Source organism: Halosolutus amylolyticus (assembly GCF_023566055.1).
GTDB lineage: Archaea > Halobacteriota > Halobacteria > Halobacteriales > Natrialbaceae > Halosolutus > Halosolutus amylolyticus.
On sequence record NZ_JALIQP010000001.1, the window covers coordinates 892,877 to 906,288 of the forward strand.

Genomic DNA, 13,412 nt, shown 5'->3' on the forward strand with positions numbered 1-13,412 from the left:
GTATCTATAGCCAATGTGTTTCGGTACTTGGTCCGAGACGACGTCGGTCGTCGACCCAGGGCGTCCCGAAATGTTACCGTGCTGTGGGTTTTTTGCCGTCGCGTCGACCGGCGGAGGACGCCGTCGTCTCGACTGCCGTCGACGATCGCGCGGCTTCGACCGCGGCAATCGACTCGCGATTCTCCCGTTCAATTAATTGCATCTGGTGATGGCTTTGGGAGGTTCTCGCGAATAATTATAGATAATCCAAACAGTTTAGTATATTGATATCAATATGTGTGTCGGAGGGGGAGTCCAGATGGCAGAGCTATTTACTACCGAGAAAGAGGGGGTGACGGTGACGAAACACGTCGATTCGGACGGGGACGAAGTCCGGGTTGGACTGCGACTCGACTCGTCGCGAGAGCGTCCATCGCGGGTCCGACTGCAAGATACGGTTCCGGCGGACGTGACAGTGCAGGTTCCGACCGCGGATCCGCCGCGCTACTCGGCGTCCGATCGGACGGTCGAGTTCGAACGAACGCTCGGGTCGGACGAATCGCTCACGACGGGGTATAGGTACGCTCGAGACGGCGCGGCGGCGGACGTCGAGCGCCACGAGACGCCGTCGCTGGTCGTCGAAACGACGAGCGGCGGGAGCGGTGACGGTGCCGAACCGACGCCCGACGAGGACGACGAGTTCGAGATGCCCGAGGACGAGATGTCCGTCACCGACATCGTGCACGATGCAACGGTCGATCCGGAAGCCACCTCGGATCCACGGCGCGCAACCGCCGACGGTAACGGAGCAGTCGCGGCTACGGCGGGCGATCGTTCTCCGGACGAGGCCGACCTCGGGGAACTCGTCGACGCGGTGCTCCACACGCTAGATGCGGACGCGTCGCCCGCCCAGCGCGATCGGCTGGCGCGGGAGCTCACCGCACTCGACGGCTCCCGATCGAGCCTCGAACTGCGCGTGTCGTACCTCCAGTCGCGGTTCCAGGACCTCGCCACCTACGTCGACGCCATGGAGGAGTTCATCGACGACCACGGCACCGGTGAGGACGTGCTCACCGAGGTCATGGACGAACTGCGTGCGGTCCGCGAGCAACTGTCGTCCGTTCGCGACGAGCAGGCGACCCTGGAATCGCGCCTCGACGCGCTCGAGGACCGCACTGGACAGATCGAGTCGACGGTCGAGCGCCGGCAGGACGACCTGGAGGCTGAGGTCCAGGCGCTCGACGATCGTCTCGAGAGTCGCTCCGACGACTTCGAAGACGAGGTCCGTCGGCTCGAGGACGGCCTCGAACGCGTCGAAGCCACCCAGGGGACGGTTCAGGAGCGGGTACGGCAGTTCACGGCGTTCCGCGACGCGATGGAGGACGCATTTCAGGGTGCGCAGCTCTCGTCCGAGGAGTGACGCGCCGAACGCGGGGCGACTCGGGGGCCGGAGACACGGCTTCGCGGTCGAACGCGTGGCCGATTTCGAGTGTCGTCGCTCGTCGGGATCGTTCAGCCAGGAGATCGACCGTGTGGGGTCCGTCGATCGATCGCGTGTGTGAGTGGTGTATGTCTCCGTAGCCAACGTGTTTTGGGTGATCGTTCTCTCTGGTGGTTCGATTCGGAAGTATTCCGTCATGTTACTGGGCTGTGGTTTTCGGAATCGATAAACGGCTCACCGACGATAGGGGAGGTGTGAACCGACGTCCCGTGACCGGTCTCGTGGTCGCAGCCGTCGGCGTTCTCGCGGTCGCGCTGGCGGCGGCCACGCTTCCGTCGGCCGTCGATCCGGAGAGCGGCGTCGGCGGCGGTGGCGATACCGGTGTCGGCGAGGGGACGGGACCCGGATTCGGGACGCCGCCGCCGGCCGATCGACCGGTCGACGCGCTCGAGATCCCATTCCTGTCGGAACTCCTCGCGTTGCTCCTGCTTCTCGCGGCGCTCGCCGTCCTCGTCTCCGCCGTCCGGAACTGGCGGGAACTCGTGCCAGTGGCCATCGGCGTCGTCGCACTCGTCGCCCTGCTGCTGGTAGCGTTTCTCCTCCTGGGGGAGCTGTCCGTGATGCCGGGTGAATCGGCGAACGAGTCGCTGGGCGGCGACGGGCTGGGCGGGGGCGATGGCGGGGACGGATCGATCGGGTCCAGTGATACGACGCCGCTCCCGTTCGTCGTGCTGTTGGTCCTCACGGTCGCGGTGCTCGGGATGCTCTTCGCGGTCGCCCGGTCATCGTCCGCGGACCCGGAATCGGGATCGATGGACCTGGTCGACGGTCCCGACTCGGACGCCGATCGGACGGCGATCGGGCGTGTAGCGGGGCGGGCGGCGGACCGGATCGAACGCGGCGACGACGTCGACAACGACGTCGTCCGGGCCTGGACGGAGATGACCGCGTTGCTCGACGTGGACCGTCCCGAGACGACCACGCCGGGGGAGTTCGCGACCGCCGCCGTGGACGCGGGGATGGACCCCGACGACGTCCGCGAACTCACGCGGCTGTTCGAGGACGTTCGGTACGGGGAGTACAGTCCGACGGCCGATCGGGAACGGCGTGCGGTTCGCGTCTTCCGGCGAATCGAACGCGCGTACGGTGACGACGAATGAGCGATCGACGCCGCCTGCTTCTGGGTGCGGGTCTCGTCCTCTTCGGCGTAGCCGTCGCGGAGATGGTCGTTCCCGGTCTCCTCCCGGTCCCGGTCGGGGATCGGGCTGTGCCGATCACCGGCGGTCTGGTCCTCCTCTATGCCGTGTACGTTCGCCGCTCGGGTGGGCGGACCGCGATCAGGCGGGCGTCGACGCCGGATCCGGAAGTTCGCGTCCCGACGCCGACGCCCGGAGACGACGTGGACGGGGCGCTCAAACAGTTTCTCACCGCCAGGGCGGTCTACTCCAGCACGCGAACCAGGCGGGGGCTCCGTGCGGCAGCGATCACGGTTCTCACCCGGTACGGGGACTGTACCGAGGACGAAGCCCGAACGCGGGTCGACGAGGGCACGTGGACGGCCGACCCCCGTGCGGCGGCGTTCCTGGGCGATACGGACGGCCCGTCCCGAACGATCGCCGGGCGACTCCGGGACCGCGTCGCTGGCGGGTCACAGTACGATCGGAATATCCGCCACACTGTGGACGCGATCGCGGCCGTCGCGGACGTGCCGACGCCGGACCGGGACGACGGCGACGACGGGATTCACCGGCGACTCGGGCGCGCAGTCGGCCGGGCCGGTACACGGGTGGCCGGATCGAACGGGACGGACCGGACGCCGGTCACGTCGACCGCGTCGCGGTCTGCGTCCGTCGCCGCGAACGGGGGCGAAACGTCGGCTGGCACGACAGCTGGGACCGGTCGGTCCGAATCCGGGCCGGAGGCCAAGCCCGGAATCCGCCGCTCGACGAACCACTGGCGCGGCGTCGGTCTCGTCGCGTTCGTCGCCCTGGGCGTCGGCTTGCTCGCCGAACAGCCGGCACCCCTCCTCGCGGGGATCGTCGGCATCGGCTACGCGGCGTACGCTCGATCGGCCCCGTTCGACCCCGTCCGGCTCTCCGTCGAGCGATCGGTCTCCGACGAGCGGCCGGACCCGGGCGACGTCGTCGAGGTGACCGTGACGATCACCAACGAGTCGCCCCGCCTCCTCCCCGACGTGCGGATCGTCGACGGGGTCCCGGAGGCGCTCGTCGTTACCGACGGCTCGCCCCGGTACGGAACCGCACTCCGGGGAGGGGCGTCGGCCACGTTTTCGTACACGGTCGAGGCGCGTCGCGGCCGCCACGCGTTCCAGCCGACGCTCGTCGTCGCCCGGAACCTCCCCGGCACCGTCGAACGGGAACTGCTCGTTACGGCGGCGTCGACGCTGACCTGCGTCCCGCCGCTTCGCCCGACCGGGGAGCGGGTCCCGCTTCGCGAGCAGGTGAGCCGGTACACCGGTGCCGTCGAGACGGATGCCGGTGGTGCGGGCGTGGAGTTTCACACCACGCGACGGTACCAGCCCGGCGACCCGCTGAACCGGATCGACTGGCACCGCCAAGCCCGGACGGGCGACCTCGCGACGCTCGAATTCCGGCAGGAGCGGGCCGCGACCGTCGTGCTCGTCGTCGATGTCCAGTCGTCCGCCTACGTCTCCCCCGGGCCGGAGGCCGACCACGCCGTCGATCGATCGGTCGCGGCGGCCCGGCGCGTCTTCGCCCGCCTGCTGGACGACGGCCACCGCGTCGGCATCGCGACGATGGGCGCGGCGGACTGCTGGCTCCAGCCCGGGACAGGTCGTGACCACCGGAGCCGCGGTCGGACTCTCCTCGCGACCGATCCCGCGCTTTCGCCGGTCCCTCGCGACGACGAGTTCTCGGTGCGCTGGCGGCGCCGGCTCCGGCGACGACTCCCGGAGACCGCCCAGGTGATCGTCTTCTCGCCGCTGTGCGATCGGTCGACGGTCCGGAGTATCCGCCAGTTCGACGCGGCGGGCCACGCGACGACGGTCGTCAGCCCCGATCCGACGGCCGGTCGAACCCCCGGACAGCGACTCCAGCGCGTCTCACGACGGGTCGCCACGACAGATCTCCGGCGGGCGGGAATTCCGGTCCTCGACTGGGGGCCCGACAACTCGCTCGACGAACTGCTGGCGCGGGGGTGGCACGGGTGAGACCGATCGATCGCGAGCCGGCACCGCTGAGCAGTGTCGTCGCCGTCGTCGCGGCCGGCGGGGCGACGCTCGCCAGCGGACGCTACTCCTGGTACGGGCTCGCGATCGGCCTCCTCGGGGCCGCCGTCCTCGCAGTGGGCGTCGCGAGGGGGGTCCGATCGGCGGTGACGCTCGGGAGTGCGGGGCTGGTCGGCGGGGCGCTCGTCGCCGGCGTCCAGGGAGCGCCCGCCGGCGCGACGCTCGTGGCCGTGGCCGCCGGCGTGCTCGCGTGGGATGCGGCCACCACGGCGATCGGGGTCGGTCGCCAGCTCGGGCGGGCGGCGTCGACCCGCCGTCTCGAACTGGTCCACCTCGCCGGGAGTGCGGCCGTCGGGGCGGTCACGATCGTGATCGGCTCCCTGCTCTACGAGGCTGCCGGGGGCGGCCAGCCGCTGTTGGCCCTGCTCCTGCTGATCCTCGCGTCGGTGGCGCTTCTCACGGCGCTCGTTCGCGACTGATACGGTCTGCTGTCCCGGGTGGCCGATGCAACCGCAGGACGGTCGCGGTTGCACCGGAACTGACGGACGGGAGTCTGTATGAACCGGTCAGTCGACGGTCGGTACCGGCGTCTTCGACAGGACGTCCTCGACGACGGTCTCCTTCTCGACGTCGTCGACCCTGGCGTCCGCCGTCAGGACGAGGCGGTGGGCGAGCACGGGGCGGGCGACGGCTTTCACCGTATCGGGCGTCGCGTACTCGCGGCCCTCGACGACCGCCCGAGCGCGCGTCGCCTCGAACAGCCGCTGGGAGCCACGGGGCGAGACGCCGACCGCGACGCGGTGGTCCGATCGCGTCCCGCGCGTGAGTTCGAGCATGTAGTCGATCAGGTCGTCGTGGACCCGCACCGTCTCCGGGACCCGCTGGAGCGTCTCGACCCGATCGGGCGTGAGCACCCGCTCGACGGACGGGCTCCGTTGCTCGCGGTTCGCGCGACGTCTCAGCAGCGACGCTTCGCCCTCGAAACTCGGGTAGCCGATGCTGGTCTTCGCCACGAATCGATCGACCTGCGCCTCCGGGAGCGGGAACGTCCCCTCGTGTTCGATCGGGTTCTGCGTCGCGATGACGAAGAAGGGATCGGGCAGCGATCGGGTCTCGCCGCCGACGGTCACCTGTCGTTCCTCCATCGCCTCCAGCAGTGCGCTCTGGGTCTTCGGCGGCGCGCGGTTGATCTCGTCGGCGAGGACGACGTTGCTGAAGATCGGCCCCTCCCGGAACTCGAACTCCCGGCGCTGCTCGTTGAAGACGTGCGACCCGGTCACGTCCGCGGGGAGCAGGTCCGGCGTGAACTGGATCCGCGAGAACGAGAGCCCCAGGGCCGTCGCCACGCTGCGGGCGGTGAGGGTCTTCCCCGTCCCCGGCACGTCCTCGAGCAAGACGTGGCCGCGTGCGAGCAGTCCCAGTAGCGTGGTTTCGAGGAACTCGCGATCGCTGACGACGGTTTCCGCGATCGCGTCGACGACCCCCGCGCACGCCTCGGCGGCCTCGTCGATGTCCATGCCCCGTTTCTGTCGGCTGGCTATACAGAACTACCGGTCCTCGAGCCACGGGGCAATCGAACCGGTATCGCTCGAAAACAGTCGGTCCGTTTCCTATCGTTGTCAGACGTTCGGCAGACGCGCGTCAGTAGAGGACCACCCGATTTTATATACGTGAGTCTGGCATCGGCGGGTATGGATCGGGGGCAACCACTCAGTCTGACAGTCGTCGAACGGATCGCCGAACACGAGGGCGTCTCGCCCGAGGACCTCCAGCCGCCACTGCACTACGCCGTCGATACGGAGGCGCTCGACGCGCTCTTTCGATCGTCCACGGCCGAGGAGGTATCACCCACGGTCGAGTTCCCGTACCAGGGGTACACGGTCCGCGTCGAGGGCGACGGCGACGTCTCGATTCTCGAACCCGAACCCGCTACCCGCTCGGAGAAAGAAGCGGCGTGACCGTCACCGCGAAGCGAGGACTCTCACCCGATAGCGACGCCGAACGCGGTGTCGTCCCCGCTGGTCACGGCTCGCGCCGATCGGAGGTGGGCGATCGACGAGCGACCGTGACCGGGGTCCCGCGATCGGTTCCTGTTTCTCACTTTTGCACAGCCAACGTGTGTAGTGTGATGCCATTTGTCGCCTTGCGGAGTACGGACGCGTATGGAACACGTGATCTGCCCACACTGTGGGACGGAAAACACGAGTACTCTCCTCGAACCGGGTGTCGAAGTCGAACTCGAATGCACCGGATGTGCCCAGCGGTGGGTCGCCGAACTGTGAGCGGCAGTCGGCGACGAACGGCGACACCGCGACTGGTTCGTCGAGGACGAGACGGTGTCTCGGCGCGGGTGCGACGCGGATTCCGCTCTCGATCGACGCGAGCGGCCGGTGCGACGCGGTCACCGAGACAGAGAGTCGGTGAAATCGGGATTTGAGTCTGGGGAAGGCCTTTCCCCTCGTCTTCCGGAAACGGTGGTATGAACCGCCGATCGATCCTCGCCGGGGTCGCCTTCTCCAGCGTCGTCGCTGGCTGTACGGCCGACCAGTCCTCGACGCCGACGTGCCACCTGATGCACGAGGTGGTCGGTGCGTCGGACGACTACGGCGACCCGATCGAGACGTACCGGTACGAGACCCTGAGCGACGATGCACGGCAGGCGTTCGATCGGGCCCTCGCCGACGGGAGCTACGCGACCACGGACCAGCACCTGGATCCCCCGGAGTTCCGGTACTGGGATACGTCGACCGTCTACGCCGTCCACTTCCGGTCCGAGACTCACGTCCTGCTGACGTACACGGGAGCGGGCTGTGACGATGAATAACGCCTGCGCCCACGGCGAGACTCTCGTGGGAGTCACCCGGCCATCAGACTCAGGTACAGTCGGCGTGCAATACTTATCTACGCCCTCGCTGAGAGCAGTACATGAGTGAACAGCAGGACCGATTCAACGGTGATACGAGGGTTCTGCACCGGCAGGCGGTCAGGACCCCGCTCCCGGACGCGGACGCCGAGCGACTGTTTCACCGGAATATGATGGCCGTCGCGGACGCTCGCGAGCGGAAAGCCGACCTGCTCGCCGACCCCGACGTCCCGCTGCTGGCGGCCTACGAAGCCGAACTCGATCGCATCGCGTCGACGTTCGAGCGGCGACTCCAGCGAATCGCAGGCGACGACTACGAGACGGCCGCGATCGCCTACCACCGCGGCGAGCGCGACGATCGGATCGGGGCGCTCGCCGCCTACTACGTCGAGGGGCTCTGGCGGGTCCAGCAACGCACCACCGTCACGGACATGCTGTACTCCCCGCTCATCCTGCGCTATCCAGACAGTTTCACCGTGAACATCCGGTTTGCCAGCGCGTACGCGACGCCCGAGTCGGTGCTCTACGAGTCGCCCGAGCACTCGACCGACGACCTGGACGACGACCACGCCGAGACGTACTACCGGGAGAGCCACTACTCCCAGCAGCAGGCCGCAGAGTACATCCGCGAGACGGCCGCCATCATCCGCGAGGAGTTTCCTCACCCCGACGAGTCCTCGTTCGACGATCGCAAGTACGGGGGCATCGTCGCGGCAGGTGGCCGGCGCGGGTCGGTCTTCTCGGACATGCTGACCGACGTGGAACCGGATCCCGATCGGTTCTCGGAACCGATCAGTGAGACGACCCTCGTCGACGAGGGGCCAGAGGCGAAACGGACGGAAAATGAACTGTTCCCGCACAGCGACGTGGTTCACTGACGAGGACGTGACCACGAGTCCCGTTTCAGCTGGTGGATTCGTAACCGATCGGCGACGCACTCGAACCCGATCGCGCGGAAAGGGGTCGCCCGGATTTGAACCACGCCCGAGAACCTGCGCTTCGCGCAGAACACCGGTCGACTTCGAATCCGCGCTCGTCCGATTGCTGCCGCTCGCGAATTTGCTCGCGGCAGTAGTATGGGATCGCCCGGGAGCGAAAGCGCGCGGTCGGTCTCGAGTTTGGTTTCGCGGGATTTCTCGTCGGCAGGGCCGTCGGGGATGTTCACCCGGTCGGCGAGCCCGTCGTCGACGGCCTCGATCCGCTCGAGGTACTCGACGAACGACTCCAGGGTCTCCATTTCGTTGTGGAGCGTCGTCGCCGCAACGCCGTCGCCGGAGCGAGCACTCTCGTACTGGTTGAGCGCCCAGCCGGTGAGTTCCGAAACCGTCTCGATCTCGTTTTCCTCGCACCACTCGACGAACAGCTTCAGCCGGTAGTGGTAGGTCGACGCTGTTTCTTCGGTGATCTCCGTGCGCCGCCCATCGAGATACCGGTGCCACGCGTCGCGTGGCGTCATCTCACAGGTGGCAGGAGGCACCGATGTCGAGCGGGACGATACCGATGACTGGGGTACCAGTACGATCCGACCGGGAAAATAGGAGCTGGAATAGAGGGTTTTATCGACAGTCCCAGTCTTCGCTAGCAACAGTGGTCCACGAATCGTCTTCGGACATCGAAGCAACAACGGTTATCGTGCCCGTTTCGTCGGTCTGTTCGACTCCGTAATCGTCCGTGCTGTCAAAGCTACCAGCAGTAGTGTCTACACATTCCAGAGAGAAGGTATCTCCAGCCTGGTCTAAGGTCGCATAGTTCCCTTCCGACACTTCGTCAGTGGTGCCACTGCCGTCATCACCCACGTAGTAATCGCCACGAATTTGCCATTCATTGGCATTACCTTCGGACGTCAGCTCGATACTCATTTCTTGTGAGCTATTATCCCACGTCATTGACGCACCGGATTGGGCTTCCTGATCGACACTGTCACCGAGATCGAGCACGAATGCGGCGATCACGGCTGCCAGAATCACAGTTATAGCAACCATCAGTATAACGCCGATAACTGGTGAAACCGCTCGCTCGTCCTCATCACCCACAAGCCTCTTTCCAATTTTTTCGAACATCGTTTATGTGTTTGAACAGTCGTAGTCTTCGCTCGTAACAGTAGTCTGGGTTTCAGTGTCTGAGATTTCGGCGACAACGGTGACAGTTCCACTACCGGATAATCCATTGCCTCCGCAATCCAGACTCATCGTATCCCCAGCACCATCGAGTTCACCTTCTTCTCCTGAGACAGGGGATTCATCTTCGAGATCTCCACGAACGTAGAAATTGTCAGCATTCCCTTCGGAGGTTAGCTCAATCGACAACTCACCATCAGAGGGGCTGGTGTCCCAAGTCATACTCGCGCCGGCTTGTGCTTCCTGATTTACACTGTCGCCGAGGTCAAGCACGAACGCCGCGATCACGGCCGCGAGAATCACGGTGATGGCGACCATGAGAATCACTCCGATGACTGGCGATACTGCACGTTCCTCGTCGTTTCCGACGAGCTTCTTTCCGATGTTTTCTAACATTGTTTTCCTCACAGCACCCACGTGGACGGTGAGAAGGCTTATGCCGGGGTATCTGGTACCCCGACGTGCGCCTGGGGATTGGGGGTACACACACCAACCCAGCGCCCACCTTCCTGCCGTCTCCGATTTCGGTGCTGATAGTGACCAGTCGGCCAGGGATACATATACTTAGGGGATCGTGAGTTTCTCATAGGCTGATAACGATTTCAGACCTGATAATCAGCAGGGCGCAGAACGTATACAGCGGCCACTTGAAGCAGTGCCGTCTGGCGATTTCGTTCAGCCAAAACCGGGGCAATAACGATTATGGCCACAGAATCGGACGGACACGTGCGGGAGATGGGGTCTCGCTCGGCGACGATCGTCGACCCGCGCGCACGTTCGACGGAGGCTACTACACCGACACCTGGGAAATGGGAGCGCAGTATCGACGCGCGATCGTGGCCAGCGCGCGCAACGATTGTGACTCAGGCGAGTCGATCTCGTTCGATCCCGAGCGCCCACGCCGCGTCGGCGGAGATCGTGACCGATCGATCGCCGACCGTGACCGGCGCACCGGCGGCGTCTTCGAGCAACGCCGCCAGTGACTCCCGATAGGACTGTGGGCGGTCCTCGATAATCTGTACTTGTGCGCTCTCTCGATCGCCGTACCCACGGTTTGCGATGTAGGAATGGGCGAACATCTCGCGGACGTCTTCCGGTGCGCCGTCCAGGTACCAGGGGAGCGTGATGTCGTCGAGTTCCGACTTCTTGCCGATCGGCGCGCCCAAGACACTTGCTCGTCGGTTGCGTGATGGGCTGGATGGGCTATGGACGTCCGAGTCTCGACGTCGTACAGCCGACTCGCCGGCACGAACAGCCCGTCACGCATCGGCCTCACCTCACAGCGGTGGGCCTGATCGCGATCGTCGCCGAAGACCCGGCGGAATCGATCGGTGACGTGGGCCCCGCAGTGGAGGCACGTCCTGACGGTAGAGCCCGGTTGGAACTCTACCGACATCACGAACACCCCCGGAGAGCGACCGCTGGTCGGTGTGAGAACGGCGGACGCAAAACGGCAAAATCGGCCGCTTTACGTATGTACCGTATGGGATCGCCCGGATTTGAACCGGGGTCACGGGCACCCAAGGCCCGAAGTATACCAGGCTAACCCACGATCCCGTACCCACCGTTTCGCCCGGACGCCATAAAGGGTTTCGTTACGCCGGAGCTACAGTGGGCAACCCTTTACCCGCCCAGACCGTACAGTCCAGTATGGTTACCGGAATCGAAATCCTTCTGCTGGTTCTGGTCCTCGCGTTCGTGCTCGGGGCCTCGACCATCATCGAGACCGTCCGCCCCTTCATCGTCAACGCGGTCGTCGGCCTGCTGGTGCTGTTTCTCGCACAGGTGGTCTTCGGCCTCTCGGTCGCCGTCACCCCGATCGCGCTCGTGATCGTCGCGATCGGTGGCGTCCCCGGCTCGGTGCTGGTGATCCTCCTGTCGCTGTTCGGGATCGCGTTCGTCCCCTGAGACGGTCTGCTGTACCGATGTGCCGGTGCAACCGCAAGGCGGTCGCGGTCGCACTGGAACTGACGTACAGTAGTCCGTACGACGCGATCGATCGGCCGGGGACCGCGATCGCCGGCGGCGTCCCCGCGCGACGACGTACTGTTAAGACGATCGAGTGCAGTGTCGGTGATATGAACGCCGACGGACAGGTCCCGCGGAACGAATCGCTGTCGCCGGCCGACTGGCCCACGGCGGCGGAACGACGCTACGCCGAGTTACAGATCGCGCTGGCGGACGAGTACGGCGTCGAGATCGAGTCGCGGGTCGTCGACACCGACGACGCCGGTCGCGTGCACTATCTCGAGGCCGGGGATCCCGCCGGCGAACCGGTCCTGTTGCTTCACGGCAGTTCCACGTCCGGTGCGACGTGGCTGCCGATGGTGCCCGCGCTCGCCGACGAGTATCGCCTCCTCCTCCCCGACAGGCCGGGCCGCGGGCTGTCCGCCGCGCCGAGCTATCGCGATCGGGAGCTCCGATCGTTCCTCGCGACGTACCTGGTCGACCTCCTCGACGACCTGGACGTGGAGCGACCGCACGTCGTCGGCAATTCGCTCGGCGGACTGCAGGCGTTCCTGCTCGCGCTCGATCACGACCGCGTCGATCGGCTCTGTCTCGTCGGGGGACCCGGCGGCGTGACCCGCGAGTTCCCCCTGAGCTTCCGACTGCTGACGGTCCGGGGGGTCAACCGCCTCCTCTTCTGGCTGGCGGGGCGCGGCGATCCGGTCGAGACCACGAGAGAGCGGATCGCGAACGGCATCGTCGGGGATCCGTCGGCGATCACGGAGACCGACTACGAACTCTGGGCGGCCAACGACGAGATTCCGGGGAACGCGACGAGCCAGCGCTCGTACTCCACGACGGCCGGGTCGTTCACCCGCATGCACCCGATCTTCGACATCAGCGACGAGATCGTCACCATCGATCGGCCGACGTGTTTCGTCTGGGGGAGTGCGGACGCGTTGTTCGCTCCCGAGATCGGCCGACCGATCGCCGAACGGATGGCCGACGCGTCGGTTCACGTCCTCGACGGCCACGGCCACGTCCCGTTCCTGGAACCCGGTGACGAGACCGGGACGATCGTTCGGGCGTTCCTCGACGGCGAGTAACCTCATTCGCCGAGCAGGTCCGCGATGTCCTCGTCGGTCGCCTCGGTGATCGAGCCGGGATCGGTCTCGATCGCGGGTTCGTCGTCCCACGCGGAGAGGATGTCGGCCACCTCTTCGTCGGTCGCCTCGGGCAGTGATTCCTCGGCCGTCTCGTCGGCGACGACGGCGTCGAAAATCGTCCCGAACGTCGAGACGATCCGGTCCTCGTGGTGGGTCGGGTCGAAGTGAAAGTGCGCGTAGGCGTCGACGCTCGAGAGCCGCTTCGTGAGGACGTGGGCGAACTGGAACACCTTCTTCGGCGAGGTGTGACGCAGGAGGGCGTCGAGCGAGTCGAAACAGACCGCGATGTCTTCGCCGTCGTCGTCCCAGTGCTTGCAGAAGCGACTGACGGCGACGCCGATCTCCGAGAGATCGGTCGGATCGGCCACCGAGTCGGTCACGATCGGCCGGGAGAAGTCGGGGCCGTCCGCCCCCTCCATGAATACGTCGCCGACCACCAGAAAGCCGATCTGCTCGTCCTCGTTCGGGTAGGGCTGTTTGGGATCGTCGTCGGCGAACGAGACCTTGAGCCGGGCGGAGCCGTCGTCGTGACACAACTCCGCACAGGCGTCCGGCTCCTGGTGGCTGGGGTGGACGAGCAAGACGTTCGCTGGGGGATCGATCGTTCCGGGGGTACTCGGCTCCATGCTGGTCTGAGGGGATTCGCGCCCGCGTTGTCCCGAGAATGTCGGGTCTCGGCCTTTATCCTTCC

15 protein-coding genes, 1 tRNA gene and 1 pseudogene are annotated in these 13,412 nt (G+C 66.0%); 9 read left to right on the plus strand and 8 right to left on the minus strand.

Annotated elements, in window-relative coordinates; all coding sequences use genetic code 11:
* Positions 1-298 precede the first annotated feature (298 nt).
* From MUN73_RS04285 to MUN73_RS04300, 4 genes are all read left to right on the plus strand, one after another.
* The gene (locus MUN73_RS04285) at positions 299-1,399 is read left to right on the plus strand and encodes a hypothetical protein (RefSeq protein WP_250139209.1); all 1,101 of its coding nucleotides are present in this window, start codon (positions 299-301) and stop codon (positions 1,397-1,399) included.
* 275 nt (positions 1,400-1,674) lie between these two features.
* Positions 1,675-2,580: a DUF4129 domain-containing protein gene (locus MUN73_RS22675; RefSeq protein WP_250139210.1), complete on the plus strand. Its 906-nt coding sequence runs from the start codon at positions 1,675-1,677 to the stop codon at positions 2,578-2,580.
* Positions 2,577-4,610, plus strand: coding sequence for a DUF58 domain-containing protein (locus MUN73_RS04295; protein ID WP_250139211.1), 2,034 nt, complete (start codon positions 2,577-2,579; stop codon positions 4,608-4,610). The genes MUN73_RS22675 and MUN73_RS04295 overlap by 4 nt, the downstream gene beginning before the upstream one ends.
* On the plus strand, positions 4,607-5,107 hold the full coding sequence (locus MUN73_RS04300) for a DUF7519 family protein (protein WP_250139212.1): 501 nt from the start codon (positions 4,607-4,609) through the stop codon (positions 5,105-5,107). The genes MUN73_RS04295 and MUN73_RS04300 overlap by 4 nt, the downstream gene beginning before the upstream one ends.
* An 87-nt stretch (positions 5,108-5,194) precedes the next feature.
* On the opposite strand, the gene MUN73_RS04305 is transcribed toward MUN73_RS04300, so the two are convergent.
* Positions 5,195-6,145 carry an AAA family ATPase gene (locus tag MUN73_RS04305; protein ID WP_250139213.1) on the minus strand — a complete coding sequence of 317 codons (951 nt, stop codon included), beginning with the start codon at positions 6,143-6,145 and terminating at the stop codon, positions 5,195-5,197.
* A gap of 174 nt (positions 6,146-6,319) precedes the next feature.
* On the opposite strand from MUN73_RS04305, the gene ddfA reads away from it, so the two are divergent.
* From ddfA to MUN73_RS04320, 3 genes are all read left to right on the plus strand, one after another.
* Positions 6,320-6,586 carry a DdfA family disk-determining factor gene (gene ddfA, locus MUN73_RS04310; RefSeq protein WP_250139214.1) on the plus strand — a complete coding sequence of 89 codons (267 nt, stop codon included), beginning with the start codon at positions 6,320-6,322 and terminating at the stop codon, positions 6,584-6,586.
* Positions 6,587-7,107: 521 nt separating this feature from the next.
* Positions 7,108-7,452: a DUF7979 domain-containing protein gene (locus MUN73_RS04315; RefSeq protein ID WP_250139215.1), complete on the plus strand. Its 345-nt coding sequence runs from the start codon at positions 7,108-7,110 to the stop codon at positions 7,450-7,452.
* A 101-nt stretch (positions 7,453-7,553) separates the two neighbouring features.
* Complete coding sequence (locus MUN73_RS04320) at positions 7,554-8,369, plus strand: hypothetical protein (RefSeq protein ID WP_250139216.1); 816 nt, start codon at positions 7,554-7,556, stop codon at positions 8,367-8,369.
* Here the strand turns inward: MUN73_RS04320 and MUN73_RS04325 are convergent.
* The 6 genes and pseudogenes from MUN73_RS04325 to MUN73_RS04345 all read right to left on the minus strand — a co-directional run bounded on the left by MUN73_RS04325 (position 8,363) and on the right by MUN73_RS04345 (position 11,165).
* Entirely contained in the window at positions 8,363-8,947 is a 585-nt protein-coding gene (locus tag MUN73_RS04325; protein WP_250139217.1) for a site-specific integrase, read from the minus strand. The genes MUN73_RS04320 and MUN73_RS04325 overlap by 7 nt on opposite strands.
* A gap of 100 nt (positions 8,948-9,047) precedes the next feature.
* Positions 9,048-9,524, minus strand: a complete 477-nt coding sequence (locus MUN73_RS04330) for a type IV pilin N-terminal domain-containing protein (RefSeq protein ID WP_321575753.1) — start codon at positions 9,522-9,524, stop codon at positions 9,048-9,050.
* Positions 9,525-9,554: 30 nt separating this feature from the next.
* Positions 9,555-10,004 carry a type IV pilin domain-containing protein gene (locus MUN73_RS04335; protein WP_250139219.1) on the minus strand — a complete coding sequence of 150 codons (450 nt, stop codon included), beginning with the start codon at positions 10,002-10,004 and terminating at the stop codon, positions 9,555-9,557.
* A 467-nt stretch (positions 10,005-10,471) separates the two neighbouring features.
* The gene (locus MUN73_RS04340; RefSeq protein WP_250139623.1) at positions 10,472-10,774 is read right to left on the minus strand and encodes a hypothetical protein; all 303 of its coding nucleotides are present in this window, start codon (positions 10,772-10,774) and stop codon (positions 10,472-10,474) included.
* A 113-nt stretch (positions 10,775-10,887) separates the two neighbouring features.
* A pseudogene (locus tag MUN73_RS22755) lies at positions 10,888-11,004 on the minus strand (DUF7563 family protein); the annotation flags it as partial.
* An 88-nt stretch (positions 11,005-11,092) separates the two neighbouring features.
* Positions 11,093-11,165: transfer RNA gene (locus tag MUN73_RS04345), tRNA-Pro, on the minus strand.
* Positions 11,166-11,258: 93 nt separating this feature from the next.
* Here MUN73_RS04345 and MUN73_RS04350 point away from each other — a divergent pair.
* Together MUN73_RS04350 and MUN73_RS04355 are read left to right on the plus strand one after the other, a co-directional pair.
* Complete coding sequence (locus MUN73_RS04350) at positions 11,259-11,516, plus strand: pro-sigmaK processing inhibitor BofA family protein (protein WP_250139220.1); 258 nt, start codon at positions 11,259-11,261, stop codon at positions 11,514-11,516.
* Between the two features lie 17 nt (positions 11,517-11,533).
* A complete protein-coding gene (locus MUN73_RS04355) occupies positions 11,534-12,661 on the plus strand; it encodes an alpha/beta fold hydrolase (protein ID WP_250139221.1) in 1,128 nt (375 codons plus the stop codon).
* Positions 12,662-12,663: 2 nt separating this feature from the next.
* Here MUN73_RS04355 and MUN73_RS04360 read toward each other — a convergent pair whose 3' ends face one another.
* A complete protein-coding gene (locus tag MUN73_RS04360) occupies positions 12,664-13,347 on the minus strand; it encodes a DUF7504 family protein (protein WP_250139222.1) in 684 nt (227 codons plus the stop codon).
* Between the last annotated feature and the right edge of the window lie 65 nt (positions 13,348-13,412).